A 25,918-nucleotide genomic window follows, 5' to 3' on the forward strand; every position below is an offset into this window, starting at 1 on the left:
CTTTTACTCCTGTCGAGGGGCAGCACATGTCGACGACGCGCAACAGCACCACCCACGAGGTCCTCAACCAGGCTGCGCCGCGGGTCGGGGTGGACGAGTTCGCCCTCAACCCGGCGCTTCAGGAAGCGCTGGCGGCGTTCGCGCCGAGCGCGAAGTCCGAGTGGTTCCACGAGATCGGTCGGCACGTGGGCACGGAGCAGTACCAGCATGATGCGGAGCTGGCCAACACGATCACCCCGGTGCATCACTCGCACGACCGGTGGGGCAACCGCGTGGACGAGATCGAGTTCCATCCGGCCTACCACCGGATCATGGAGTTCTCGGTCTCCCGCGGCCTACATACGTCGGCGTGGGCGGACCCCGGCGTGGGCGCGAACGTCGAGCGGGCGGCCGGGTTCATGCTGGTCTCGCAGATCGAGGCCGGGCACGGCTGCCCGCTGTCGATGACGCACGCGGTGGTGCCGTCACTGCGGATGAGTCCCGAGCTCGCCGCGGAGTGGGAGCCTGCGCTGCTGTCGACGGTGTATGACCCCGAGCTGCGGGATCCCGCCACCAAGTCGGGCGTGCTGTTCGGGATGGCCATGACCGAGAAGCAGGGCGGCTCGGACGTGCGCGCCAACACCACCACTGCCGAGCCCGTCACCGCGGAGTCCTCTGCCGCGGCCGCCGGCTCCGGCATGTACGCCCTGCGCGGCCACAAGTGGTTCTGCTCCGCGCCGCAGTCGGATGCGTTCCTCGTGCTGGCGCAGGCCCCGGAAGGGCTGAGCTGCTTTCTCGTGCCGCGCGTGCTGCCGGGCGGCGAACGCAACCCGTTCCTGGTCCAGCGGCTCAAGGACAAGCTCGGCAACAAGTCCAACGCCTCCTCCGAGGTCGAATTCGACGGCACGCTGGGCTGGATGGTCGGCGAACCCGGCCGCGGGGTGCGCACGATCATCGAGATGGTCGGCCGCACCCGGCTGGACTGCGTGCTCGGCGCGGCCGCCGGCATGCGTCAGGGCGTGGCCGAGGCGGCGTGGCACGCCCGTCATCGCGCGGCCTTCGGCGCGACCCTGATCGATCAGCCGGCGATGGCCGCGGTTATCGCCGACCTGCAGCTCGAGTCCGAGGCCGCGACCTGGACCGCACTGCGCCTGGCCGCCGCCCACGACGACGAGGACGCCGCCCCCTTCCGCCGACTCGCCACCGCCGTGGCCAAGTACTGGATCTGTAAGCGCGGGCCGAACCACGCCTACGAGTCGCTCGAGTGCCTCGGCGGCAACGGGTACACCGAGGCATTCCCCTTGGCCCGCCGGTACCGGGAGCAGCCGGTGCTCGCGGTGTGGGAGGGATCGGGCAACGTCATCGCCCTGGACGTGTTGCGGGCGATGGCCCGCGAGCCCGAGTCGGTGACCGCGTTCGACGCCGAACTCGCCGCCCAGCTGGGCCGGAACGGGCTGTTCGACCAGCACGTCGAGCATGTCCGCGCCCTCATCGGCCGGGCCGCCTCCGATCCGGTCGCGGCGCCCGCGATCGCCCGCCGCCTGGTCGAGGCGATGGCGCTGGCACTGCAGGCCGCGACCCTGCTCGCCTACGCCCCGGCGCCGGTCGCGGCGGCGTTCTGCCTGGCCCGGCTCGGCCCCGATCGCTCGGCCGAGTACGGTGCCCTGCCCGACGGCGTCGACATCGCCGCCCTCGTCGCCCGCGCCTGAGCAGCGCCAGCCCGCGCGTGACCCCCGCGCTCGCGCCTGACTCCGACCCGGCCTCAGCGGGCCCCCGGCCGACCACGCCCACCGACTTGGTCGCGGCCGTGGCGGACATGGTCGTCATCGTTTGGGGCACGCCGCGTGTCGCCGCGCTGGTGACGACCATGTCCGCGCTGATGACGACCCTCCGCCACTAGCCCACGCGTGGCGAGGGCGGCGGGTGCGGCGGGGCCAGCGCAGCGCGCCTGACACGTGAGTCGACGACCGCAATGGGCCCGGGCGCGCCGCTTGGGCAGGTTGTCAGTTTTCAGCGTTCGCCCGGATCTGCTGCGCCGTTGTCTGCAGTAGTCCGGTCCATGCCGACTCGAACTTGGCGACACCCTCCGCCTCCAGCTTGTCGAACACCTCGACCAGATCCACGCCGACCCGCTCGAGGCTCCGGAAGGTCTCCGCAGACTGCTCGGCCCGACCGACGACCGGGTCCTTCTCGACCCGGCCGTGGTCCGCGAAGGCCTCCATGGTGGACGCGGGCATGGTGTTGACCGTGCCCGGAGCGATGAGACCGCTCACGTAGAGGGTGTCGTCGTACTCCGGGTTCTTGACGCCGGTCGACGCCCACAGTGGACGCTGTGGCCGGGCGCCCCGGCCGGCCAGCTCGGCGAAGCGGGCACCGGAGGAGAACACCTCGCAGTACTCGGCGTACGCGAGCCGTGCGTTGGCGAGGGCGGCCTTGCCCTGCAGGTCGCGCGCCTCCCCGGTGTCGAGTTCTTCGAGCCGAGCATCGATTTCGGTGTCCACCCGGGACACGAAGAACGAGGCGACCGAGTGGATGGAACCCAGGTCGTGGCCCGCCTCGGCGGCGGCGGACAGCCCCTCCAGATAGGACTGCATGACCTGCACGTAACGATCGACGGAGAAGATCAGCGTGACGTTGACGCTGATCCCCTCGGCGATCACCCGGCGGATCGCCTCCAGTCCCGCCACGGTGGCCGGAATCTTGATGAGGAGGTTGGGGCGATCAACGATCCGCCACAGTTCGATCGCCTGCGCGACAGTGGCGTCCGCGTCGTGGGCGAGGCGCGGGTCCACTTCGATCGACACCCGGCCGTCGACCTCGTCCGACACCGCGAACACCGGGTCGAGCACGTCACAGGCAGCGCGGACGTCGTCGGTCGTGGTCGTCCGGATCACGGTATCGACATCAGCGCCCTCCGCGGCGAGTGCTGCGACCTGGGTGTCATACGCGGTTCCCGAACTGAGCGCCGCCTGGAAGATAGACGGATTGGTGGTCACGCCGACGACCGAGCGTGTGGCCACCAGTTCAGCCAGCTTGCCCGAGGAGATGAGGTCGCGCGACAGATCGTCGAGCCACACGGAGACCCCCGCCTCAGACAGTGCGGACAGGTTCTGGTTCTGGTTCTGGTTCTGGTTCATGGGAACCTTTCTGCGGCGGCGTGCCGCCGCGCTCGGTGCGAGGGTTGCGTCGGTGGATGGTCGGGACGGGTTCAGCAGGACGGGCCGCGAAGGAAAGCCGGCGAGAGCGGAAACAGGCATGCGGGCACGGATCAGTCGTCGAGCTCCGCGATCTCGAACGCCGCCCCGTACTCTGCGGCGCGGGCCGGGTCCAGCCCGGGATCGGTGACCAGCACGTCCACCTCGTCGAAATCGGCGACCCGCGCCAGCGTGCGGGTGCCGAACTTGGTGCTGTCCGCCACCACGACGGAGGTGGCCGACGCGGCGAGCATGGCCCTCTTGACCGGCACTTCCAGGGTGTTGGTGTTGGTGATCCCCGCCGCCGGGTCCACGGCATCGGCGCCGAGGAATGCCCAGGTGGCGGAGAAGTCCGAGAAGAAGTCCGTCGCGCGCGGACCGACCAGCGTGTAGACCGTGTTCAGCAGCTCACCGCCGGCGAGGAAGAGTCGGACACCCGGTAGCCCCGCGAGCAGGGTGGCGATCCGCAGGTCGTTGGTGATGAAGGTCAGATCCGGGACGTGCCGCAGCGCCACCGCCACCTGGAACGTGGTCGATCCACTGTCGAGGATCACGCTGTCGCCCTCGTGCACACGCTTGGCGGCATGACGGGCGATGGCCACCTTCTGCCGGCGGTGCTCGAACTCCTTGACCGCGTAGGGGACTTCGAACGCCGCACCGCCGACAGGCCGGGCTCCGCCATGTGTGCGCTCGGCCTGACCACCGCGCACCAGCCCGTCGAGGTCGCGCCGGATCGTCGATGCGTCGACCCCCAACTCCACGGAGAGCTTCTTGGCCTCGACATACCCGTCCCGGTGCAGCCTTCGGACTATCTCTCGGCGTCTCTGCTGGACCGACACATCTCCCCCTGCGCGGGCGTCTCTCGCCACGTCTGCGGCCACCCTAAACGATTGTGCGCAATCCCCGGTCTGGTTTGCACGCTTACTGGTACTTTCAGACTTTGCTGCACGGATTCGTGCAGCACGCAGCGACGCGAAATGAGTAGACACGCATGCTCCGACTCGGACTCAAGGCCTCGGCGGAACAGTTCGCCCCACGCGAGTTGGTGGAGATCGCCGTCTCCGCCGAAGCGCACGGAATGGACTCGGTGACCGTCTCCGACCACTTCCAGCCGTGGCGACACAACGGCGGCCACGCCCCGTTCTCCCTGGCCTGGATGGCCGCGGTGGGCGAACGGACCGAGCGGGTCCAGATCGGCACCTCCGTCATGACACCGACCTTCCGTTACAACCCCGCCGTGATCGCCCAGGCATTCGCGACCATGGCGTGCCTGTACCCGGGACGCATCATGCTGGGCGTCGGGACCGGCGAGGCCCTCAACGAAGTGGCCACCGGCGGGATCGACGGCGAGTGGCCCGAGTTCCGGGAGCGCTTCGCCCGGTTGCGCGAATCCGTGCGCTTGATGCGTGAACTGTGGACGGGCGAGGAAGTGACGTTCGACGGTGACTACTTCCACACCAAGGGCGCCTACATGTACGACGTGCCCGAACAGCCTGTGCCGGTCTACATCGCCGCCGGCGGGCCGGTCGTGGCCCGCTACGCCGGTCGCGCCGGTGACGGGTTCATCTGCACCTCCGGCAAGGGCATGGAGCTCTACACCGACAAGCTCATCCCGGCCGTGCACGAAGGCGCCGAGAAGGCAGGCCGGGAGCTATCCGCGATCGACCGGATGATCGAGATCAAGATCTCCTACGACACCGATCCGGAGAAGGCATTGGAGAACACGCGCTTCTGGGCGCCGCTGTCGCTGACCGCGGAACAGAAACACAGCGTCGGCTCCTCACGAGAGATGGAGGAGCTGGCCGACGAGCTGCCCGTCGAGCAGGTCGCCAAACGCTGGATCGTCGCCTCCGACCCCGACGACGCGGTGGAGCAGATCACGCAGTACACCGACGCCGGCCTCAATCACCTGGTCTTCCACGCCCCCGGCCACGACCAGAACCGATTCCTCACCCTGTTCGAACGCGACCTCGCGCCGCGGTTGCGCGCGCTCGGATGAAAGGGATCCGAACCATGCCGACCTCCCCTCAGCACGGCCCCTCCTGGAAAGCCCTCGCCGACCACCAGGACGACGCGCGCTCGCGGAGCCTGACCGACCTCTTCGCTGCCGATCCCGCCCGCGGATCGGACCTCACCGTGGCCGCGGCGAGTCTGTACATCGACTACAGCAAACACCTCATCACCCGAGAAACCCTGTCACTGCTGCTCGCCCTCGCCCGCGAGCGCGGCGTCGAGGCACGTCGCGACGCCATGTTCGCCGGGGCCCGCATCAACACCACCGAAGACAGGCCGGTCCTGCACACCGCGCTGCGACTGCCCGCCGATCACGAACTCGTCGTGGACGGCAGGAACGTGACCACCGACATCCACGAGGTCCTCGGGCGGATGGCCGACATCACCGACAGGGTCCGCTCCGGTGAATGGACCGGGGCGACGGGCCACCCCATCCGCACCGTGATCAACATCGGGATCGGCGGCTCGGATCTCGGCCCGGCCATGGCCACGCGGGCCCTGCGGCATCACTGCGACGGCCCGCAGGTGCGGTTCGTCTCGAATGTCGACCCGGCAGACCTGACCTCCGTGCTCGCCGATCTCGACCCGGCCAGCACCCTCGTCGTCGTCGTCTCCAAGACCTTCACCACCCTGGAGACGATGACCAACGCCGCGGCGGCCAGGGCCTGGATCACAGGCGCCCTCGGCGCCGACGCGGTCCCCCGCCACTTCGTGGCGGTCTCCGCGAACACCGAACGCGCCGCCGAATTCGGCATCCCCGGAGGCAACGTGTTCGGCTTCTGGGACTGGGTGGGCGGCCGCTACTCCGTCGGCTCCGCGGTGGGCCTGAGCCTCATGTTCGCGATCGGCTCCGAGCGGTTCGCCGAGTTCCTCGCCGGCATGCGCAGCATCGACGAGCATTTCCTCGCCGCGCCCGCGCACGCCAACGCGCCCATCCTGCTGGGCCTGCTGGGGGTCTGGTACTCCAGCTTCTACGGCGCCGACTCCCGCGCTGTCCTACCCTACTCGCACGATCTCGCGCGCCTGCCCGCCTACCTGCAACAACTGTCCATGGAATCCAACGGCAAATCGGTCCACACCGACGGTCGCCCCGTGGCGGTGGGCACCGGCGAGATCATCTGGGGCGAGCCCGGAACCAACGGCCAGCACGCCTTCCACCAGCTCCTCCACCAGGGCACCCGGCTCACCCCGGTCGACTTCATCGGCTTCGCGCAACCCACCGACGACCTGCCGTCCCTCGGCGGGCAGGGAACCATGCACGACGTGCTGCTGGCCAACATGCTCGCCCAGTCCAAGGTGATGGCGTTCGGCCGCTCCGCCGCAGATGTGGCACGCGACGGCACCCCTGCCGACCTCATCGGCCACAAGACCATGCCCGGCGACCAGCCGTCCACCACGATCGTCGCCCCGCGCCTGACCCCCTCGACCCTCGGCCAGCTCATCGCCCTCTACGAGCACCAGGTGTTCGTCCAGGGCGTCATCTGGGACATCAACTCCTTCGACCAGTGGGGGGTCGAACTCGGCAAAGCGTCGGCACTCGAGTTCGGCGACGCGCTGGCCGGCGCCGCGTCCGGCACGACCGGCGACAGCTCCAGCGACGGGCTCGTCGCAGCGCTGCGACGAGCCCGCACCGCCGCCTAGAACCCACACCCGCCCCTCCCGCGATCACACAACACATCCACGATCAGACCCACCCCGAGACCAACGAGGACATATGAACGACTCCACAGGCCGCGCCCACATCGGCGTCACCGGACTGGCGGTGATGGGATCCAACATCGCCCGCAACTTCGCGCGCCACGGCCACACCGTGGCGGTACACAACCGCTCGCGCGCCAAGACCGACGCCCTCATCGCCACCTACGGCCACGAAGGCGACTTCGTGCCGGCCGGCACGATCGACGAGTTCCTCGACGCGCTGCAGACCCCGCGCCGCGTCCTTGTCATGGTCCAGGCCGGAGCCGCCACCGACGCCGTGATCAACGAGCTCGCCGACAACATGGACGTCGGCGACATCATCATCGACGGCGGGAACTCTCTCTACACCGACACCATCCGCCGCGAGGCCGCGATGCGCGAGCGGGGGCTGCACTTCGTGGGCGCCGGCATCTCCGGCGGCGAGGAGGGTGCGCTCAACGGTCCGTCGATCATGCCGGGCGGGCCTGCCGAGTCGTACCGGCATCTCGGCCCGCTTCTGGAGTCGATCTCCGCGCACGTCGACGGCGAGCCCTGCTGCACCCACGTCGGCCCAGACGGCTCCGGGCACTTCGTCAAGATGGTCCACAACGGCATCGAGTACGCCGACATGCAGCTCATCGGCGAGGCCTTCGACCTCATGCGCACCGCGCTGGGCATGCCGATCGCCGAGATCGGCGAGGTCTTCCGGCAGTGGAACTCCGGAGACCTGGAAAGCTACCTCGTGGAGATCACCGCCGAGGTCCTCGGCCAGGTCGACGCCCGCACCGGCAAGCCCCTGGTCGAGGTGATCGTCGACTCCGCCGGCCAGAAGGGCACCGGGCGGTGGACCGTGAAGTCGGCCCTCGACCTGGGGGTGCCCACAACCGGCATCGCCGAGGCGGTGTTCGCCCGGGCACTGTCCAGCGCGACCGACCAGCGCGAACGGGCACGCGAACTGCAGGGCGGCGCCACCGCTGCGGCTCCGGCGGACAAGGCCGAGTTCATCGCCGCGATCAACCAGGCGCTGTACGCCTCGAAGGTGGTGGCCTACGCGCAGGGCTTCGACCAGATCGTGGCCGGCAGCCGCGAGTACGGCTGGAACATCGCCCCCGGCGACCTGGCGACGATCTGGCGGGGCGGCTGCATCATCCGCGCCACGTTCCTGGACCGGATCAAGGAGGCATACGCCGAGGATCCCGACCTGCCGAGCCTGCTCCTGGCGCCCTACTTCCGCGCGGCTGTCGAGGACGCTGTCGACAGTTGGCGGCGGGTAGTGTCCACCGCCACGCTCACGGGGGTCCCGGTGCCGGCGTTCTCGTCGTCGTTGTCGTATTACGACGCATTGCGCGCCGAACGGCTCCCGGCCGCGCTCACCCAGGGCCTGCGCGACTACTTCGGCGCCCACACCTACCGGCGCGTCGACATGGAAGGCGACTTCCACACCCTGTGGGGCGGCGACCGCAGCGAGCAGCGGGTCTGAGTACCGCGCGATCCGGACTGTTGTCCAGTTGGTTTCGCCATTTCGTTGACAGGCTTGTGAACGCCGTCACACACTGGGGTCATCCGACAACGAGGTGCCCCATGTCGATCGCCGTCGATCCGCGCGAGAAGATCTACCAGCCCCCCGCCGCCCCGCTGACGTCGTACCTGCCGGTGGTGGGCCAGACGCTCGAGTACGTCGACAGCCCCCTGTCCACCATGTTCCGCAGGTACCGCCAGTACGGCCCCGTGTCCGAGCTCAACTTCCTCGGACGGACCTGGACGGCATTGCTCGGCCCCGACGCCTGCCAGATCGCGCTGCAGAACCCAGAGAAGGCGTTCGCGAACGGCCCGGGCTGGGGCTACCTCGTCGGCCCGTTCTTCGACCGCGGCCTGATGCTGCTGGATTTCGACGAGCACAAGCACTACCGGCAGCTCATGCAGGAGGCGTTCGTCCGGCCCCGCCTCGAAGGCTATGCCCGAACCCTCGCACCGCTGGTCGAGAGCGGTATCTCGGCCTGGCAACCGGACACCGCCTTCCAGATCTATCCCGCCCTGAAGTCACACACGCTGGACCTGGCGACCGATGTGTTCATGGGCGGCGCGGAACTGGCCGAGCCCGGTGAGCTCGAGCGCGTGAACGAGGCCTTTGTCGACTGCGTGCTGGCCGCCAACGGCTGGCTCCGAATCAACAAGCCGATGCCCTTCACCAAGTGGGGCCGCGCGACACGTGGTCGTCGTCTTCTCGAGGACTTCCTCCGCCGCCACCTCCCCGCGCGCCGCGCGAATCCGGGCGAGGACCTGTTCTCGGCGTTGTGCCAGGTAGCGGACGCCTCCGGCGGGATCGACGACGACGACATCATCAACCAGATGATCTTCCTCCTCATGGCCGCGCACGACACCACCACGAGCACGGTCACGTCGATGGTGTACGAACTCGGGCGCGATCTCCAGTGGCAGGAACGCTGCCGTCAGCAGTGCCTGGAGCTGGGGCCGAACCCGACGATGGCCGAGATCGAGAAGGTGGCGGACCTGGATCTGGTCATGAAGGAGGCGCTGCGGCTGCACCCACCCGTGCCGGTTCTGGCCCGCAGGACCGTCAAGGACACCGAGGTGCTGGGCGTCCGCATACCGGCGGGCCAGCTCGTCGCCGTGATGCCGATGCTCTCGCATCACCTGCCCGAGTACTGGAGCGACCCGGAGATCTTCGACCCGGAACGCTTCTCGGACGAGCGCCGCGAGGACAAGTCGCACCGCTTCGCTTGGGAGCCGTTCGGCGGCGGGGTGCACAAGTGCCTCGGCATGATCTTCGCGAACATGGAGTCCAAGCTCGTACTCAGCGCGCTGCTGCGGCACTTCGAGTGGTCGGTGCCGCTCGACTACACCCCTCCCATGCGCAACGACTCGCTGCCGTACCCGGCCGACGGGCTGCCCGTCGACCTGCGGCCGCTGGACCGCAACCGGGACCGCGCGGACTGAGCTCCGGCCCGCCCGCCCGCACGCCGTTGACCTGGGGTGCCCTGCTCGGGGCGTTCAGGGCAGCCCAGGTCAGCGCGCTTTCCGCAGGGCGAGCGGCCCGCTCCCGCGCTTGGCCACTCAGCTCGCCCCGGGATGCGCCGGCACTGCGAATCCGGTGGGACCAGCGAGACGGGTATCCATCCGGGTACTCGCGAGTCGACGCTCCGCCACGGCCACGAGATCGAGCACCTCTCGCGCCAGATACCCGTTCGTCCGTCGTCCGATCGACTTCGTCCGCACAACGCCGGCCTCCACCAGAAGATCCAGCGCTTTGCGGGCAGAGTTCTCCGAGGTGCCGTACAGCTGTGCCGCGACCTTCGGCGTCAGTACCGGATGCTCTGGCAGGCCGTCGATGATCGCGGTATCGATCGAATCCGCCCGAGGCGTCGGACGCAGCCCCAGTCGGGTCCTGTGCCCGCCGATTCTCTCGGCCCAGTCCTCTCGGAGTTCCGCGATGTCACGAGCGATCCGCTCAGCCTGGTCGACGGCGGCATCAGATGCCGCCGTGAATGTCGCTATCCATGTCGCCACTCCGGCGCGCAGGGCTTCCCTGTCTCCTGGCGCCGCCCGGAATGCCGTGAGTCCACCGACATAGTGATCCGACCAGGTGTGGAGGATCATGCTGATGGGCAGGACCGGGGCCGGGGTGAGCCCCCGACGCCGGAGGGTCGCATGAATCAGAGCCCTGCCGATTCTCCCGTTGCCATCCCCGAACGGGTGGATCGTCTCGAACTGTGCGTGGACGAGCGCAGCCTGGATCAGGGGCCCATGAGTAGCGCCGTCGGCATAGGCGACGAGATCGTCCATCAGGGCGGGGACGGCGTCAGCTGGGGGTGGCACGAATTCCGCGTCAAGCGGGTGCCAGTCCGACCCTCCGATCCAGTTCTGCGTCGACCTGAAACCTCTGGTCGGCCCACCGGGAAACAACGCCGAATGCAGATCCACGATGTCGCTCGCCTCGAGGCCTGGCTTCTCCGCAAGGATCCCGTCGGCACTCCTCAGGATCGCGATGTTGTTCGCCACGAGCTCGGCGACATCAGAGAAGCCCTGCACCGACTCGAACTCCGACAGCTCCGCGATCACCACCTGCGCGGGAGCGGGCGCGAGCCCCTCGATCCGAGATGACGCGATCGCCTCGGAGCGCAGCAACAGGCGGGAGATCCCCTCCAATCCTGAAACCGCACCGTCGGCAGCCACTGCCCTGATCCGCCGCTCCACTCGAGCGACCTCGCGAGAGGCCTCCTGACCCAACTCGACTGGCAGCCCGACGAGCCGCTCCGGGATATAACTCCGATAAGGACCACCCTGACGAGCTCTGCGGCTCAACCCGTACGAATGCTCAGGGATCCACTGCTGATCCACCCACCTCGACATCCGCACTATCCTTCGCCTCGCACCCGTTTGATCCAAGGATAACTCTTATCCTTGGGCGAACTCGGCCGTCGCCGCCGGATATCCAGGATCCTTCGGCCCATAGACGCCACAAGCGTCCCGCGCATCCACCTTGATCAGATGGGTGCGCGGGACGCTCTCGGCGAGGGCTCGGCTACTTCTCCAGGGCGTTGACCACGTCGAGCTCGCCGTCCGCGTGCGAGGAGCGGATGCGCTTCTTGTCGAGCTTGCCGACGGAGGTCTTGGGAATCTCGTCGACAAAGGCGAAGCGCTCGGGAACCTGCCACTTGGCCATCCGCTCGGTCAGGTGAGCGCGCAGTTCCTCGACGTCCGGATCGGCCAGGCCCTCCTTGACGACGATGGCTGCCAGCGGCCGCTCGTCCCACTTGGGGTCGGGCACGCCGATCACGGCCGCCTCGGCGACGGACGGGTGCTCGAGCAGGTAGTTCTCCACCTCGACCGACGAGATCCACTCGCCGCCGGACTTGATGATGTCCTTGGCGCGGTCGGTGAGCTGCAGGAACGCCTCCGGCTTGATGTAGCCCACGTCGCCGGTGCGCAGCCAGCCGTCGTCGAAGGAGTCGGAGGCGTCCACCTTGTAGTAGCTGCCGGTGATCCACGGGCCGCGGACCTCCAGCTCGCCCACGGACTCGCCGTCCCAGGGCAGCGCGTTACCCGCGTCGTCGACGATCCGGGCCTTGACGCCCGCGAGCAGCCGGCCCTGGGTCTGACGCAGCTCGAACTGCTTCTCCTCGGGCAGGTCGGCCTTGGGCCGGGAGAGCGTGCCGATCGGGGAGGTCTCGGTCATGCCCCAGGCGTGGGTGATGTTGATCCCGTACTTGTCGCGGAACTTGCGGATCAGCTCGGGCGGGCAGGAGCTGCCGCCCACCACGACGGAACGGAAGCTCGACATGTCGATCGGGTGGTCGACCGAGTAGGCGTCGACGGCCTGCCAGATGGTCGGCACGGCGGCGGCGAGGGTCGGCTTCTCACTGGCGATCATCGCGGCCAGCGGCTCGGGCTGCAGGAAGCGCTCGGGCATGAGCAGCGAGGCGCCCACCAGGAACGCGGCGTACGGCAGGCCCCAGGACATGGCGTGGAACATCGGCACGATCGCCAGCACGTTGTCGTCGAGCGAGATGTTCATGCCGTCGGACATGCAGACCTGCATCGAGTGCAGGTAGATCGAGCGGTGCGAGTAGACGACGCCCTTCGGGTCGCCGGTGGTGCCGGAGGTGTAACACATCGCGGCGCCCGTGTTCTCGTCCACCTCGGGCCAGTCGAACTCGGTGGGCTGCGCGGCGAGCAGCGCCTCGTAGTCGTGGACCTGCACGCCCTCGGGCGCCTCGAGCGTCGCGGCGGCGCCACCGGTGACGATCACGTGCTCGACCGTGGAGAACTTCGGCAGGAGCGGCTGCAGCAACGGGACCAGGGTCGGGTCGACGATCACGACCTTGTCCTCGGCATGGTTGGCCACGAACTCGAGCTGGTCCGGGAACAGCCGGATGTTCAGCGGGTGCAGCACCGCCCCCATCGAGGGCACCGCGAGGTAGGCCTCCAGGTGCTCGGAATTGTTCCACTGGAACGTCGCCACGCGCTGGTCACCGTCGACCCCGAGCGAACGCAGTGCGTTGGCCAGCTGGGCCGACCGCGCACCGATCTCGCCGAAGGTGACCTTGCGCGGCCCGGAATCGGTCCACGTGGTGACGACCGCGTCCTTGTGGACGGTCGCGCCGAACTGCAGGATCGTGCTGATGGTCAGCTGCTCGGGCATCATCGTGCTCAGCATGGGCGGGGCTCCTTAGCGTTGGGGAGTGCGCGGCGTCACCTGGGTGCCCCGAGACTACCCGGCGTCGAGGGCGTCGAAGACCTCCTGGACGGTCTTCATGGCCGACAACGCGGCCGGCGCCCCGCAATACCCCGAGGCGTGGATGACGGCCTCGGTGATCTCCTCGCGCGTGAGCCCGTTGGTGAGTCCGCCGCGCACGTGCCCGGACAGCTCGGCGTTCGCGCGCAACGCCACCAGCATCCCGATGTTGAGCAGGCTGCGGTCCCGCCACCCGAGCCCGGGCCGGTTCCAGATGTTGCCCCACACGTTCTCGGTCACCACATACTGGATGGCCTCCGAGGCGGTCCCAGTCGCGCGGTCCATGGCGCGGTCGACGAACTCGTCGCTCATCACCTCGCGCCTGGCCGCAAAGCCCAGCTCGCGGAGATCCTGGGAGTTAGCGCCCTCGTCGGAAGAGCTCGTCGTCGTCATCTCGTGGTCCTTTCCCGCTGCGAACGTGTCACGGACCATCCTGCCCGCGCCGGTACCGGTGCGCGTCGAGCCGCCCGGGGTCGACCTCGAGCGCCGCACGGTCCCACCCGGCCAGGTCGGCGGCCGCCTCGTAGGTCTGCTGCAGGAACGTCAGAACGGTGGCCTCGGGGTCGTCGGATTCGGCCGCCACCTCGTACGGGAGCACGAACTCGCCGAGCTCGGTGCTGTACTCGCCCACCCTGACCGGCCGCTCGTCGAAGCCCTCCGGGGTCGGGTAGGCGTAGGCGTAGAACGCGCCCTCGTCCCCGCCGCCGGGCCAGAACCCGCAGCTGCTGAGCTCCCGGTCGTAGGCCTCGACCATCACCCAGTCCGCGCAGTTCGGCGCGCCCCCGGGATGCGGAGGCGCCGAGCGGCCCGAGAAGCGGGTGCACGCCATGTCCATCGAGCCCCAGTAGAAGTGCACCGGCGACACCTTGCCCGCGAACCGCGCGCGGAATTGCCCCAGGACGCGGTCCACACGGACGAGCTGCTGCCAGAACAGGTGCGCGGCGTCGCCGTCGTACTCCCGGGCGGCGGTGTCCTCGGCGAACGGGACAGCCGGGTCGACCTCGTTGGGCGACGGCTGGAACACCGGGTCCACACCGAGCGCGGCGAGCACCTCCAGCGTCTGCTCGTAGAAGCGCGCCACGGACTGGCCCTCGAGCGCGAACCCGCGGTGGCCGCCGTTGCTCGACCGCGCGAGGAGCCGATGGTCGACCAGGTCCAACTCCACGTCGACCATGCCGGACCCCGCCGGGAACGTGCCCGTGGTCAGGCCCCGCGCGGACATGTAGAGGGTGGAGTGCCACCAGTGGTTGACCAGCGGCGACTGGGCCATCCGGGCCTTTCCGACGATCTGCGTCCACATGTGCAGTGTGTCGCGGGTGGCGGCCCAGTCGTCCAGGCGGAGTCGGGGCCAGGGGGCGGGGGACGGCTCGGACATCGGGGGCTCCTCGGGTCGGTGGTCCCGTTCTACCCGACCGGGCCGTGCCCCACACCGGGATCAGCGGGCCGTTCGCGTCGCCGTGTCCGGGCGGGCCGTGCGGTCGGATACCCTTGCCTCGTCCGGACGTGGTTCCGGACACCCGAGGCACGCGGTGGAAGCCGGTGGGAAACCGGCGCTGTCCCGCAACTGTGATCCCGCCGGAGAGCGGGCAAGCCAGGTCGGCCGCTGCCGCGGTAGCCGTACGAACTGACCTCGGACGAAGGGCGGTTGCGTGCAGCGGCCCTCCCGCCGCGGCCCGAGCTGCTTTCGTCCTCCGCGAATCGGAGGATGCCATGCACCACCCACGTGCCCGCGCGCTGCTGGCCGCACCCCTGGCGGCCCTGGTGTTCCTGGCCACGGCCTGCGGCGCCGGTGACGACGGCGAGGCCGCCACGAACGATTCCGCCACCGGCGGCGACCCGCAGTCGATCGTGTCGCTGACCCCCACCACCACCGAGATGCTGTTCGCGGTGGGCGCGGGCGAGCAGGTGGTGGCCGTGGACGAGCGCTCGGACTTCCCCGAGGACGCGCCGGTCACCGAGCTGTCCGGCTACACGCCCAACCTCGAGGCGATCCTCGGTTACGGACCGGATCTGGTGGTGCTGTCCGACGACAACGACGACGTCGTGGCCGGGCTCGAGCGTTCGGGCGTCGAGGTGCTGGTCCTGCCCGCGGCGGCGACCCTGGACGACACGTACAGCCAGCTCGAGCAGGTCGGCGCCGCCACCGGTCACGTCGGAGAGGCCGCGGAGTTGGTGGCGCAGATGCAGGTCGACATCGACGAGATCGTGGCCTCGGTGCCGCAGCGTGAGACCCCGCTGACGTACTTCCACGAGCTCGACGACACCTATTACACCGTCACCGACGACACCTACATCGGCGAGATCTACTCGATGCTGGGCCTGACGTCCATCGCCACCGGCAGTGACCCGTACCCGCAGCTGTCCGAGGAGCTGATCCTCGAGGCCGACCCGGACGTGGTGCTGCTCGCCGATGGTCAGTGCTGCGGCGTGACCGCCGAAACCGTGGCGCAGCGGCCGGGCTGGGACCAGTTGACCGCGGTGCGCGAGGGTCACGTCTACGTGGTTGACGAGGACCTGGCCAGCCGGTGGGGACCGCGCGTCGTGCACTTCATGCGCGAGGTCGCCGCGATCGTCACGGCCATCCCCGCGAATAGCCCGGCACCCCAGCCCGCCCCGTGACCCGGCCGTCGTCCCGCAGCGCCCTGGTGCTGGGCGGGGCGACGCTGGTCCTGCTGGCGGCGCTCCTGGCCGGCACGCTCGTCGGGCCCGCCGGACTCACCGCGGGCGGCGTGCTGCTGGAGCTGCTCGACCGGGTCCCGCTCGTGTCGGTCGACTCCGGTCTCACGCTGCGTCAGCAGGTCATCCTGTGGGAGATCCGCATCCCACGTGTGGTGTTGGGCGCGATCGTCGGCGCGATGCTGGCGATCGCCGGCGCCACTTACCAGGGGGTCTTCCGCAATCCGCTCGCCGACCCCTACCTGTTGGGCGTATCCAGCGGCGCCGGGCTGGGCGCCACGCTGGCGATCGTCCTGGGCGGCGCCGCGGCCTCGACGATGGTCCCGCCGGCGGCGTTCGCGGGCGGCATGATCGCCGTCCTGGCCACGTATGCGCTGGGGCGCAGCGTGGGCGGTGGCCGCACCGAGGTGGTGATCATCCTCGCCGGCGTGGCCGTGGCCGCGTTCGCCAGCGCCATCCAGACCTTCTTCATGCAGCGCCACGACGACACGCTGCGGCAGGTCTATTCCTGGATGCTCGGCCGGCTCACCACCAGCGGCTGGGCCGAGGTCACGCGGGTCCTGCCGTACGTGATCGTGTCGGTCGCGGTGATCTTCCTGTTCCGCCGCATGCTCGACGTGATGGCGGTCGGCGACGTGGAGGCCGCGACCCTGGGCATCTCCCCGTCGCGGGTGCGGTTGGTGCTCATCAGCGTGGCCACGCTCGGCACCGCCGCGGTGGTGTCCGTCTCGGGCCTGATCGGGTTCGTCGGCATCGTGATCCCGCACGCGGTGCGCATGGTGATCGGCCCCGGCCATCGCCTTCTCCTGCCGGTGTCGCTGCTGGTAGGCGCCGCGTTCCTGGTCCTGGCCGACGTCGTGGCGCGCACCGCCATGAGTCCGGCCGAGCTGCCTATCGGCGTGGTGACCGCCGCGATCGGCGCCCCGTTCTTCCTGTTCGTCCTGCGCCGCAGCCGGGGGCAGATATGACCGACGACGACGAGACGCCGCGCGTACCCGGCGCCGCCATGCCCCGTGCCGAGGAGCCCGCGGGGCCCGCCGTCGCCTGCCGCGACCTGCATGTCGCCCGTGACAGCACCCCGGTCCTGCACGGCGTCGACCTGTCGGTCCCCGCGGGCGCGTGGGTGTCGCTGGTCGGCCCCAACGGTTCCGGCAAGACCACCCTGCTATTTGCGCTGGCGGGCCTCATCTCCTCGACGGGCCACCTCGAGGTCGAGGGCGTCACCCCGCGGCGCGGCGGGCGCCGCCGGGTCGCCCGCACCGTCGCGCTGATGCCGCAGCGACCGGTCGTCCCCGAGGGCGTGACGGCCCGCGAACTGATCAGCCTGGGACGCACCCCCCACATCCCGCGGTTCGGGACCGAGTCGGCCCACGACGTCGTCGTCGTCGACACCGTCATCGACCGACTCGACCTGCACGATCTCGCCGGGCGCATCGCCACCACCCTGTCCGGCGGCGAGCTCCAGCGGGTCGTGTTGGGCCGCGCGCTCGCCCAGCAACCGCGCGTCCTCCTGCTCGACGAGCCGACCAGCGCGCTCGATATCGGCCACCAGCAGCAGGTGCTCGACCTGGTCGATTCCCTGCGTCGCGAGACGGGGCTGACGGTGATCGCGGCGATGCACGATCTCACCTCCGCGGCGCAGTACGGCGAGCGCCTGGCCCTGCTCGACCGGGGGCGCGTGGTGGCCGACGGGCGGCCCGGCGAGGTGCTCACGGCCGAGCGGATCGCGCAGGTCTACGGCGCGCGCGTCGAGGTGGTGGGCCGTACGGACGGGCCCGCGGTGCTACCGGTGCGGGGGCCGGCGTGACGGAGGTCCTGCTGGTCGGCACGGGCGCGGCGGACGGGTGGCCGTCGCCGTTCTGCCGGTGCGCCTCGTGCGAGGCGGCACGTGCGCGCGGCGTGGTGCGTGGCCAGACCTCCGCGCTTGTCGACGACGACCTGCTCGTCGACTGCGGTCCCGAGACCCCCGGCGCGGTGGTGCGTCACGGGCGCACACTCGCCGGCGTCACGCACCTGCTCATCACCCACGCCCACTTCGATCACCTCGGCCCCCAGGCACTGCTCGTGCGGTCCTGGGTCGAGGGGCTCGGTGAGCTCGAGATCGTCGGGCCCGCGGACGCGCTCGAGGTGTGTCGGCAGTGGGTGGGGCCGGACGACCCGGTGCGCTTCACGCCGGTGGCCGCCGGGGATCGTGTGCGGGTGGGCCGGTACGACGTGCGCGTGCTGCCTGCGCAGCACCAGGTGTTCCGCCGGGGCGACGCGGTGCTCTACGACATCACCGGCCCCGACGACGCGCGCCTGTTGTGGGCCACTGACACCGGGCCGTGGGACCCGAATTGGTTCGAGGCCGTGCGCGGGGCGCGGTTCGACGCGGTGTTCCTCGAGGAGACGCTCGGCCACCGCGAAGAGATCTCGGCTTCCCACCTGGGGTTGCCGCGGTTCGGGGCGATGCTCGACCGGTTGCGTGAGGTGGGCGCGGTGGACGGGGCCACCGAGGTGGTGGCCGTGCACCTGGGCCACCACAATCCGCCGCCGGACGAGCTGGACCGGTCCCTCGCCGCGCTGGGCGCGCGGGCGGGCGCCGACGGCGAGGTGGTCCGCCTCCGGGCCAGGGGGCGGTGAGTCACAGCAGCCGGGTGGCCCGGCCCGCGCCCTTCCCACGTCGGGCCGCGACCTAGTTCGGGGTCTCCGCGATCGACATACGCACGAGTCCGACGAGGGTCGAGCCCATGAGCGCGACCAGGCCCACGATGAGGAAGGCCGCCCCCGTGCCGGCGAAGGTCTGCAGGCAGATCCCCAGGTAGACCACCGCCAGCCCGGCCAGGACCCACACCATCATCCGCTCGCCCTCGCGGTACATCCGCTGCGCGTTGGCCCCGGTGATCTCGCCGGGGTAGTTGAGCACGTCCGGCTTCGTGGACAGCCACGCCACCAGGGCCCCCAGCCCGGTCATGACGCCCGCGAGCCACAGGGTGCTCGACCTGGGGCCGAAACCGTCTGCGGCGCCCGCGAAGTTGAAGTGAACGGGCACGATCTCCGGCAACGAGGGGTACCGCACGAGGACGTAGGCGGTCAGCGCCACGATGCCGAGCAGCGACGCGATCCGCAGGACCCGCGTGACCGATCCGGTCACGTAGCCAGGGGTAGGACGATTCCGGGGCACCGCACCGAACCTACAGCCGGTGGCCGATCGATCCCCGCCGACGGCACGATTTCCCGAAAAAGGATAGGCTGCCCTAAGTATCTCGTTTTCAGTACGTTAGGAGTTCCGTTGGCCAGCGCCCCTCAGTCCACCAGCCCCAGATCCCGCACCGCGGTCACCCTCACCGTTCTGCGCACCGAGCAGGTAAGCGACCACCTGGTGCGGGTGATTCTGGGAGGTGAGGGGTTCGACGGGTTCGCGGCCCGCGACGAGACGGACAGCTACGTCAAGCTCGAGCTGCCGCACGGCGAGGAATCGGTGGTGCGCACCTACACCGTCCGACGGGTCGATGCCGCGGCGCGCGAGATCTGGATCGACTTCGTGGTCCACGGCGACCAGGGCGTCGCCGGGCCCTGGGCTCGCACCGTCACGGCCGGCACCGAGGTCGCCGTGCGCGGTCCGGGCGGCGGCTACCGGCCCGACCCGGCGGCCGATTTCCACCTGCTCGCCGGCGACGAGACCGCGGTCCCGGCGATCGCCGCCGCGCTGGAGTCCCTACCGGCCGACGCCAGGGGAGCGGTGTTCCTGGAGGTGGGGGACCGCTCCGATGAACTGGCGTTGACCGCGCCGGCGGGCGTGGAGATCACCTGGCTGCACCGTGGTGCCTCCTCGGCTGACGCCGGCGCGGACGTCATCGACGGCGGGGCACCGCTCGTCGACGCGGTCCGGGGTCTGTCCTGGCCCGGTGGCGACGTGCAGGTATTCGTCCACGGCGAGGCCGAGACCGTGATGAAGCACGTGCGTCCGTACCTGCGTCGCGAGCGGGGCGTGCCGGCCGCGCGGGCCTCGATCTCCGGGTACTGGCGGCGGGGCCGCAGCGAGGAGGGTTTCCGCACCTGGAAGCAGGAACTGGCCCAGGCGGAAACCGCCGCGTCATAGGCGGAGCGGGCGTCGCACACGGCCGGTGATGAGAGTCCGGCCATGCCGCGTCGTACCTACCGAGTACCCTGTGAGGCCAGTAAGTTCACGCACCCGGCCCCTCACGGTCACTCGTGAGACGTAGACAAGGCGTAGCACATGGCATTCTCACGCGCGAAGCTCCTCACCGGACTGGTGGCCACCTCGGCGCTCGTCCTCACCGGCTGCTCCGGTGGCGACGACGGCGGGGAGGGCGGCAGCTCCGAGAGCTACAAGATCGGCATCAACCAGCTCGTCCAGCACCCGGCACTCGACGCCGCGACGGCCGGGTTCATCCAGGCATTCGAGGACGCCGGGGTCGACGCGGAGTTCGACGAGCAGAACGCGAACGGCGAGCAGGCCACCGCGCTGACCATCTCGCAGCAGTTCGCCGGCGACGACCTGGATCTGGCGCTTGCCGTGGCCACCCCGGCCGCGCAGGCGATGGCCCAGAACATCACCGACATCCCGCTGCTGTTCACCGCCGTCACCGACCCGGTCCAGGCCGAGCTGGTCGACTCGATGGAGGAGCCGGGCGCCAACGTCACCGGCACCTCGGACGCCGCCCCGATCACCGAGCAGCTCGAGCTGCTCAAGGAGATCGTGCCGGACGCCGAGAAGGTCGGCATCGTCTACGCCTCCGGCGAGGTAAACTCGCAGGTGCAGGTCGACCAGGCCGAGGAGGCCGCCGGGCCGCTGGGCCTGGAGATCTCCACCCAGACCGTCACCACCGTCAACGAGATCCAGCAGGCCGTCGAGGCCCTGGGCGACGTGGACGCGATCTACGTCCCGACCGACAACATGGTCGTCTCCGGCATCGCCTCGCTGGTCCAGATCGCGGAGTCCAAGCAGATCCCCGTGATCGCCGCCGAGGAGGGCACCGTCGAGGGCGGCGCCGTCGCCACGATCGGCATCGACTACACCGAGCTGGGTCGCCAGACCGGTGAGATGGCGCTGCGCATCCTGCGCGACGGAGCGGACCCGGCCACCATGCCGGTGGAGACCGCCACCGAGTTCACCTACGTGGTCAACGAGGACGCCGCCGAGCGCCAGGGTGTGACCATTCCCGAGGCCATCCTCGCCGAGGCTGACCGCAAGTGATCGGCGCCGTCGAGGTAGGCCTCATCTACGGGGTCATGGCGCTGGGGGTGTTCCTTACCTTCCGTGTGCTCAACTTCCCCGACCTCACCGTCGACGGCAGTTTCACCACCGGCGCCGCCACCGCGGCGATCGCCATCCTCGCCGGCTGGAACCCGGTACTCGCGACCCTCGCGGGGTTCGTCACCGGGTTCCTGGCCGGCACGGTCACGGGGCTGCTGCACACCAAGGGCAAGATCGACGGTCTGCTGGCCGGCATCCTCACCATGATCGCCCTGTGGTCGGTCAACCTGCGGATCATGGACGGGGCCAACGTCCCGCTCCTGCGGCAGGACACCGTGTTCACCCCCCTCAAGGACGCCGGGCTCCTCGGTACGTGGGGCGGCGTGGGGATCCTGGCCGTGGCGGTCATACTGCTCGGCCTGGTCGTCATCTGGTTCCTCAACACCAACCTGGGTCTGTCCATCCGCGCCACCGGTGACAACGGCCCCATGATCTCCTCGTTCGGCGTCTCCACCGACTTCACCAAGACCCTCACGCTGGCCATCTCCAACGGCTTCGTGGGAATGTGCGGTGCGCTCATCGCCCAGTACCAGGCGTTCGCCGACATCTCCATGGGCATCGGTCTCATCCTGGTGGGCCTGGCCTCGGTGATCCTCGGCCAGGCCGTGCTGAGCCAGCGCACCCTGTGGCTCGCGGTGTTCGCCGTGGTCGTGGGCGCCGTCCTGTACCGCCTGATCATCTTCGCGGCGCTCGAGGTGGGTCTGAACCCCAACGATATGAAGGCCATCACCGCGCTGCTCGTCGTGATCGCGCTGCTGCTCCCCCGCTGGAGGGGGCTCCTGGGCCCGTTCGGGCGGGCCGTCGGTTCCCTGACCGGTACCCCGGGCTCCGGCCGCGAGCCGCGGGACACCCCCGGGGCCGCGGTCGCGGCGGGCTCGAGCCCAGCACGTACCGGGGCCGGTTCCGGCGCCGGATCCGCGACCGGAGAAGGGTGACCCCGCCATGCTGACCGTCAACTCCATCTCCAAGACGTTCTTCCCCGGCACCGTCAACGAGCGCCGGGCCCTCGACAGGCTCGACCTGACGCTGGCCGAGGGCGACTTCGTCACCGTGATCGGCTCCAACGGTGCCGGCAAGTCCACCCTGCTCAACGCCGTGGCCGGGCGGCTGCCGGTGGACAGCGGGGTCATCGAGATCGACGGTGTCAACGTCAACCGGATGCCCGACTACAAGCGCGCCAAGTACGTCGGCCGGGTCTTCCAGGACCCGCTCGCGGGGACCGCGCCGAACCTCACCATCGAGGAGAACCTGTCGCTCGCGCTGCTGCGGGGGAAGCGGCGGGGGCTGCGGCCGGGCCTCGACAAGAAGCGTCGCGCCCGGTTCACCGAGGACCTCGCGATGCTCGAGCTGGGACTGGAGGATCGCCTCACCGCCAAGGTCGGGCTGCTGTCCGGCGGGCAGCGGCAGGCGCTCTCTCTGCTCATGGCCGGGTTCACGCAGCCGCGGATCATGCTCCTCGACGAGCACACCGCTGCCCTGGACCCGCAACGCGCCGAACTGGTCACCACCATCACCGAGCGGATCGTCCGCGAGGGCGGGCTCACCACGCTCATGGTCACGCACAACATGGAGCAGGCGATCCGGCTGGGCAACCGGCTGATCATGATGCATGAGGGACGGATCGTCTACGAGTCCGACGCCGCCACCAAGTCCAAGCTCACCGTGCAGGATCTGCTCAAGGAGTTCGCCAACATCAAGGGCGCCACGCTCTCGGACAAGGCGTTCCTCGGCTGAGTCCCCCCTCCCGTCGACAAGAGCGTTCGGCACACGTCTTCCGAGTGAGACTGTGCGGAACGCTCTTTTCGATTTATCACGGTCAGTCCCGCTCGCCGCCCGCGCGCACCCAGTCTTCCCCGTCCCGGCGGACCAGCCCCCTGCGCTCGAATTCGGCGAACCATCCGGGCGCCGGCCACTCCCCCCAGCGCCGGGCGTAGTGGGCGCCGTTCCGGAGCAGGTCGTCGAGATGGTCGACCGGCGGGTCGGACACCGGGTGCCAGCGGTGATAGGCGTGCGCCCCCGCGACCAGCACCACGGGCACGCGGCGGTAGAGCAGTCGGCGCCCGAAATCGGTGTCCTCGGCGCCGTAGCCGGTGAAGGCCTCGTCGAAGCCACCGAAGTCCTCGCGGATATACCGCCACAACGCGGGCCGCAGGGCGAAGGACAGTGACCAGAACAACCCGTACTCGTCCGGATCCAGCGGCCGTGTGCCCCGGGCCGGGAAATCGCGTGCCGGGTGCGGGTCTGTGAGCCCGGGCAGGTCGTCCGGGTCGGGAGCGCCGGCGGACTCGGGCAGATAGGTCACCGGCCCCAGACCCACGGCCCCGTCGGGGATCTCGGCGTAGCGGCACCCGAGGTCCGGGCCGGGCATGCAGTCCACGTCCAGGAAGACGATCAGGTCCACCCCCAGCTCGGCAGCGCGGTCTCCGCCGAGGTTGCGTGATCGCGCCACGGGCAGGTCCGGCCCGGCCGGAAGCTCCACCGTGATGGCGCCGAGCTCGGCCAGTTCGGCAGCCAGCTCCGCGCTGCCGGGGCGCTCCGGGAGCACCACCACGTGCCGGGCCTCCGGCAGGTTCGCCGCGAGAGCCTCGCGTTGGGAGCGCAGGTGGTCGATGCGCCCGGGAGTGCACACGGTCACCACGGCGATCGAGGTCCCCGCGCTCATCGCCCGGCCCCCTGCGCGGCGAACCCCGGCGCGACGGGCTCCAGCACAGCCGGCCCCTGGGCGAGGGGCTCCCGCGCGACAGACTCCAGCACCCCGGCCAGCCGTTGCGCTGCGCCGTCGACCTCCCACGCCTCCCGCAGTCCGGACCCTGCGCCCGGGGTGGATCGGGCCCGCTCGAGCGTTAGTCGTACCGCGGCGACCAGGTCGTTCACGGAGTCCTCGCGCCCGACCACCGCGCCGAGTCCGAGCCGCTCGAGGTGGGCCGCGGTGGCGTCCTGTTCATCGAAGGGCCGCACCTCGGGCGCGGCCACCACGTGGGCGTCGGCGGCGGCGAGGTCGGCGATCGAACTCTGTCCGGCAGCGCTGACCACCACGTCCGCGCGGCACATCTCGTCCCACGGGTCGGCGACCCATCTGCCGCCGGGTCCACCGAGCGACACCCAGTCGACCTCCGCCAACTGGTCGCGGGCCGCGTCCCAGCGAGGGTCTGCGGCGTCGCCGCCGGAGCCGCGCAGGTGCAGCACCCGGGGGCGGCCGCGCCTGTGCGCAACGGAGCGCGCGCCTGCCGGGGCCCGGTCCGCGAATCGGGAGACCCCGCCCACCGGGACGAGGGGTCGGTCCGCGCCCGCGGGCACGGGAGCGCCTGCCGATAGTGGCCAGCCCGCCACCAGGGCCGAACACACGCCGTGGGCCAGGGCGTGCGGGGCGTCGTCACGGCGGCCGGGTAGAACCGTGGCGACGACGGGGGTGCCGGTGAGCCGGGCGGCCAGGGTGACCTCGACGGAGATGTCGGTCCACAGCAGCGCCGGCTCGGTCCTGTCGATCCATTCGGCGATAAGAGCCATGCGGCGGCGCAGCCCCGGCTGGTGCATCGGCGCCCAGTGGAGGCGGCCCCCGGCGGTCGGGTCGACCCCCGAGGCGGACCCGTCGTGGTCCAGCGGCAGCGGCAGGATTTGCACGCGCCCCGGGTCGGGGTTCATTGCGCGAGCGACCGGCGCGGAGGTGAGGACGGTGACCTCGTCACGGAGTTCGGCCGCCACCGCCAGGGCCCGCTGCAGGTGGCCGCTGCCCTGGTGGTGGGCGTAGATACCGATCACAGGGCCGCCCCCACAGGCAGTCCGCGCAATCGGGCCTCGAGGGAGTCGATGCGGGCATCGTGGGAGAAGGCCGCGGCCGCCGCCCGGGCGGTCGCGGTCCGGTCCATGGTCAGCGCGGCGGGGATGCCCGCGGCCAGCGCCGACGCCGGGTCGGGGCCCAGTTTGACCAATACCACCCCGGGCTGCCCGCTGAGGATCTCGCGGGTGCCGCCCCGGGCCAGCGCGACGACCGGCGTGCCGCAGGCCAGTGCCTCGACGGAGGTGAGTCCGAACGGCTCCTCCCAGCAGGGGGTCACGAGCGCGACCGACGCCCCGGCCACTAGCGGAACCAGCGCGTCCCGGCCGAGTGGTCCGTGGAAGCGGACGGCCTCGCCGGCCGCGCGCAGTCGCGGGGCCAGGACTCTGTTCATGTAGTCGCGGTCGCCGACGCGGCCCGCGATATCGAGTTCCAAGCCTGCCCGGCGGGCCGCCTCCACGGCCAGGTGCGGCCCCTTCTCGGGCACGATCCGCCCCATCCACACCGCTCGATGCGGACCGGTGGGCGCGGGGCGGGGCGACCAGACCGTCATGTCGACGCCGTTGGGCAGGACCTCGGCGCCGTGCGGGATCTGCCACGCGCTCAGCACCGAGCGGCTCACCGCAAGGACCTGCCCGGTCGCGGACCCGAGCCGGTCGAACGCCTCCTGCATCGCCGCCAGGGGCGGGCAGTGCAGCGTCGTGATCACGGGCGCGGGCATACCGGCGGCCCGCACGAGCGGGACGTGACTGAGGCTGTGGTTGAGGATCACGTCGAACGAGGATCCGGCCAGGTGGTCCATCAGGCGGTCGAACTCGGCCGCGTCGGCCTCGTAGCCGCCGGGTGGGTAGAAGCTGTCGCCGAAGCCGGTGGCCGCGGCCATGGTCGTGAACTCGAACCTCCGGTCGTGGTCCTCGCTGCCGGCCGCCGCGAACAGGGTGACGCGGTGCCCGCGATCGCGCAGGGCCCGCACCTCCTTGGCCACCACCACCTCGAGACCGCCGGCGTACGGCTCGCGGATGGGGAACCTCGATGGGCCGATCACGGCGATGTCCAGCCGGTCCTCACTTCGGATGTCCACGATCCCC

Annotated in this window: 24 protein-coding genes and 1 riboswitch; of the genes, 14 read left to right on the forward strand and 10 right to left on the reverse strand. The window is 70.3% G+C overall.

Translation table 11 applies throughout. The features are described 5' to 3' along the window. Positions 1-26: 26 nt before the first annotated feature. Complete coding sequence (locus ACWGLC_RS00230) at positions 27-1,688, forward strand: acyl-CoA dehydrogenase family protein (protein WP_452098030.1); 1,662 nt, start codon at positions 27-29, stop codon at positions 1,686-1,688. 17 nt (positions 1,689-1,705) lie between these two features. Next, complete coding sequence (locus ACWGLC_RS00235; protein WP_452098031.1) at positions 1,706-1,879, forward strand: hypothetical protein; 174 nt, start codon at positions 1,706-1,708, stop codon at positions 1,877-1,879. A gap of 103 nt (positions 1,880-1,982) precedes the next feature. On the opposite strand, the gene tal is transcribed toward ACWGLC_RS00235, so the two are convergent. Together tal and ACWGLC_RS00245 are read right to left on the reverse strand one after the other, a co-directional pair. Next, positions 1,983-3,116 (reverse strand): transaldolase, encoded by a 1,134-nt coding sequence (gene tal, locus ACWGLC_RS00240; RefSeq protein WP_452098032.1) that lies wholly within the window; start codon positions 3,114-3,116, stop codon positions 1,983-1,985. Between the two features lie 131 nt (positions 3,117-3,247). Continuing rightward, positions 3,248-4,012 (reverse strand): DeoR/GlpR family DNA-binding transcription regulator, encoded by a 765-nt coding sequence (locus tag ACWGLC_RS00245; RefSeq protein WP_452098033.1) that lies wholly within the window; start codon positions 4,010-4,012, stop codon positions 3,248-3,250. Between the two features lie 152 nt (positions 4,013-4,164). Here ACWGLC_RS00245 and fgd point away from each other — a divergent pair, with 152 nt between their 5' ends. The 4 genes from fgd to ACWGLC_RS00265 all read left to right on the forward strand — a co-directional run bounded on the left by fgd (position 4,165) and on the right by ACWGLC_RS00265 (position 9,821). Beyond that, positions 4,165-5,172, forward strand: a complete 1,008-nt coding sequence (gene fgd / locus ACWGLC_RS00250) for a glucose-6-phosphate dehydrogenase (coenzyme-F420) (protein WP_452098034.1) — start codon at positions 4,165-4,167, stop codon at positions 5,170-5,172. A 14-nt stretch (positions 5,173-5,186) separates the two neighbouring features. Next, the gene (gene pgi / locus ACWGLC_RS00255; protein ID WP_452098035.1) at positions 5,187-6,827 is read left to right on the forward strand and encodes a glucose-6-phosphate isomerase; all 1,641 of its coding nucleotides are present in this window, start codon (positions 5,187-5,189) and stop codon (positions 6,825-6,827) included. Between the two features lie 73 nt (positions 6,828-6,900). Further along, on the forward strand, positions 6,901-8,343 hold the full coding sequence (gene gndA / locus ACWGLC_RS00260; RefSeq protein ID WP_452098036.1) for an NADP-dependent phosphogluconate dehydrogenase: 1,443 nt from the start codon (positions 6,901-6,903) through the stop codon (positions 8,341-8,343). Between the two features lie 101 nt (positions 8,344-8,444). Next, entirely contained in the window at positions 8,445-9,821 is a 1,377-nt protein-coding gene (locus tag ACWGLC_RS00265) for a cytochrome P450 (RefSeq protein ID WP_452098037.1), read from the forward strand. Positions 9,822-9,938: 117 nt separating this feature from the next. Here the strand turns inward: ACWGLC_RS00265 and ACWGLC_RS00270 are convergent, their stop codons facing one another. The 4 genes from ACWGLC_RS00270 to ACWGLC_RS00285 form a co-directional block, all read right to left on the reverse strand. Further along, positions 9,939-11,057, reverse strand: coding sequence for a Fic family protein (locus tag ACWGLC_RS00270; RefSeq protein ID WP_452098038.1), 1,119 nt, complete (start codon positions 11,055-11,057; stop codon positions 9,939-9,941). Positions 11,058-11,406: 349 nt separating this feature from the next. Further along, positions 11,407-13,041, reverse strand: coding sequence for a long-chain fatty acid--CoA ligase (locus ACWGLC_RS00275; RefSeq protein WP_452098039.1), 1,635 nt, complete (start codon positions 13,039-13,041; stop codon positions 11,407-11,409). A 54-nt stretch (positions 13,042-13,095) separates the two neighbouring features. Next, positions 13,096-13,512, reverse strand: coding sequence for a carboxymuconolactone decarboxylase family protein (locus ACWGLC_RS00280; RefSeq protein WP_452098040.1), 417 nt, complete (start codon positions 13,510-13,512; stop codon positions 13,096-13,098). A gap of 28 nt (positions 13,513-13,540) precedes the next feature. Then, complete coding sequence (locus ACWGLC_RS00285; protein ID WP_452098041.1) at positions 13,541-14,494, reverse strand: DUF5996 family protein; 954 nt, start codon at positions 14,492-14,494, stop codon at positions 13,541-13,543. 112 nt (positions 14,495-14,606) lie between these two features. Next, a riboswitch (cobalamin riboswitch) is annotated at positions 14,607-14,738 on the forward strand. 91 nt (positions 14,739-14,829) lie between these two features. Here ACWGLC_RS00285 and ACWGLC_RS00290 point away from each other — a divergent pair. Genes ACWGLC_RS00290 through ACWGLC_RS00305 form a run of 4 tightly spaced genes read left to right on the forward strand, consistent with a single transcriptional unit; the run spans position 14,830 to position 18,417 of the window. Continuing rightward, on the forward strand, positions 14,830-15,738 hold the full coding sequence (locus tag ACWGLC_RS00290; RefSeq protein ID WP_452098042.1) for an ABC transporter substrate-binding protein: 909 nt from the start codon (positions 14,830-14,832) through the stop codon (positions 15,736-15,738). After that, complete coding sequence (locus ACWGLC_RS00295; protein ID WP_452098043.1) at positions 15,735-16,763, forward strand: FecCD family ABC transporter permease; 1,029 nt, start codon at positions 15,735-15,737, stop codon at positions 16,761-16,763. Before ACWGLC_RS00290 ends, ACWGLC_RS00295 begins: the two co-directional genes overlap by 4 nt. Before the next feature lie 38 nt (positions 16,764-16,801). Then, positions 16,802-17,602 (forward strand): ABC transporter ATP-binding protein, encoded by an 801-nt coding sequence (locus tag ACWGLC_RS00300; protein ID WP_452098360.1) that lies wholly within the window; start codon positions 16,802-16,804, stop codon positions 17,600-17,602. Continuing rightward, positions 17,599-18,417, forward strand: coding sequence for an MBL fold metallo-hydrolase (locus ACWGLC_RS00305; protein ID WP_452098044.1), 819 nt, complete (start codon positions 17,599-17,601; stop codon positions 18,415-18,417). The genes ACWGLC_RS00300 and ACWGLC_RS00305 overlap by 4 nt, the downstream gene beginning before the upstream one ends. Positions 18,418-18,469: 52 nt before the next feature. Here the strand turns inward: ACWGLC_RS00305 and ACWGLC_RS00310 are convergent, their stop codons facing one another. Then, entirely contained in the window at positions 18,470-18,928 is a 459-nt protein-coding gene (locus tag ACWGLC_RS00310; protein ID WP_344996828.1) for a DUF1648 domain-containing protein, read from the reverse strand. Positions 18,929-19,066: 138 nt separating this feature from the next. On the opposite strand from ACWGLC_RS00310, the gene ACWGLC_RS00315 reads away from it, so the two are divergent. The 4 genes from ACWGLC_RS00315 (at position 19,067) to ACWGLC_RS00330 (ending at position 22,789) form a co-directional block, all read left to right on the forward strand. Next, positions 19,067-19,876: a siderophore-interacting protein gene (locus ACWGLC_RS00315; RefSeq protein ID WP_452098045.1), complete on the forward strand. Its 810-nt coding sequence runs from the start codon at positions 19,067-19,069 to the stop codon at positions 19,874-19,876. Positions 19,877-20,014: 138 nt separating this feature from the next. Then, positions 20,015-20,995, forward strand: a complete 981-nt coding sequence (locus ACWGLC_RS00320) for an ABC transporter substrate-binding protein (protein ID WP_452098046.1) — start codon at positions 20,015-20,017, stop codon at positions 20,993-20,995. Beyond that, positions 20,992-21,990, forward strand: coding sequence for an ABC transporter permease (locus tag ACWGLC_RS00325; RefSeq protein WP_230929258.1), 999 nt, complete (start codon positions 20,992-20,994; stop codon positions 21,988-21,990). Before ACWGLC_RS00320 ends, ACWGLC_RS00325 begins: the two co-directional genes overlap by 4 nt. 7 nt (positions 21,991-21,997) lie before the next feature. Next, positions 21,998-22,789 (forward strand): ABC transporter ATP-binding protein, encoded by a 792-nt coding sequence (locus ACWGLC_RS00330; protein ID WP_230929259.1) that lies wholly within the window; start codon positions 21,998-22,000, stop codon positions 22,787-22,789. Positions 22,790-22,871: 82 nt separating this feature from the next. Here the strand turns inward: ACWGLC_RS00330 and ACWGLC_RS00335 are convergent, their stop codons facing one another. Genes ACWGLC_RS00335 through ACWGLC_RS00345 form a run of 3 tightly spaced genes read right to left on the reverse strand, consistent with a single transcriptional unit; the run spans position 22,872 to position 25,911 of the window. After that, positions 22,872-23,717, reverse strand: coding sequence for a glycosyltransferase family 2 protein (locus ACWGLC_RS00335; RefSeq protein ID WP_452098047.1), 846 nt, complete (start codon positions 23,715-23,717; stop codon positions 22,872-22,874). Beyond that, the gene (locus tag ACWGLC_RS00340) at positions 23,714-24,814 is read right to left on the reverse strand and encodes a glycosyltransferase (RefSeq protein WP_452098048.1); all 1,101 of its coding nucleotides are present in this window, start codon (positions 24,812-24,814) and stop codon (positions 23,714-23,716) included. Before ACWGLC_RS00340 ends, ACWGLC_RS00335 begins: the two co-directional genes overlap by 4 nt. Continuing rightward, positions 24,811-25,911, reverse strand: coding sequence for a glycosyltransferase (locus tag ACWGLC_RS00345; protein ID WP_452098049.1), 1,101 nt, complete (start codon positions 25,909-25,911; stop codon positions 24,811-24,813). The genes ACWGLC_RS00340 and ACWGLC_RS00345 overlap by 4 nt, the downstream gene beginning before the upstream one ends. Between the last annotated feature and the right edge of the window lie 7 nt (positions 25,912-25,918).

This window comes from Dietzia sp. NPDC055877, from assembly GCF_053615975.1.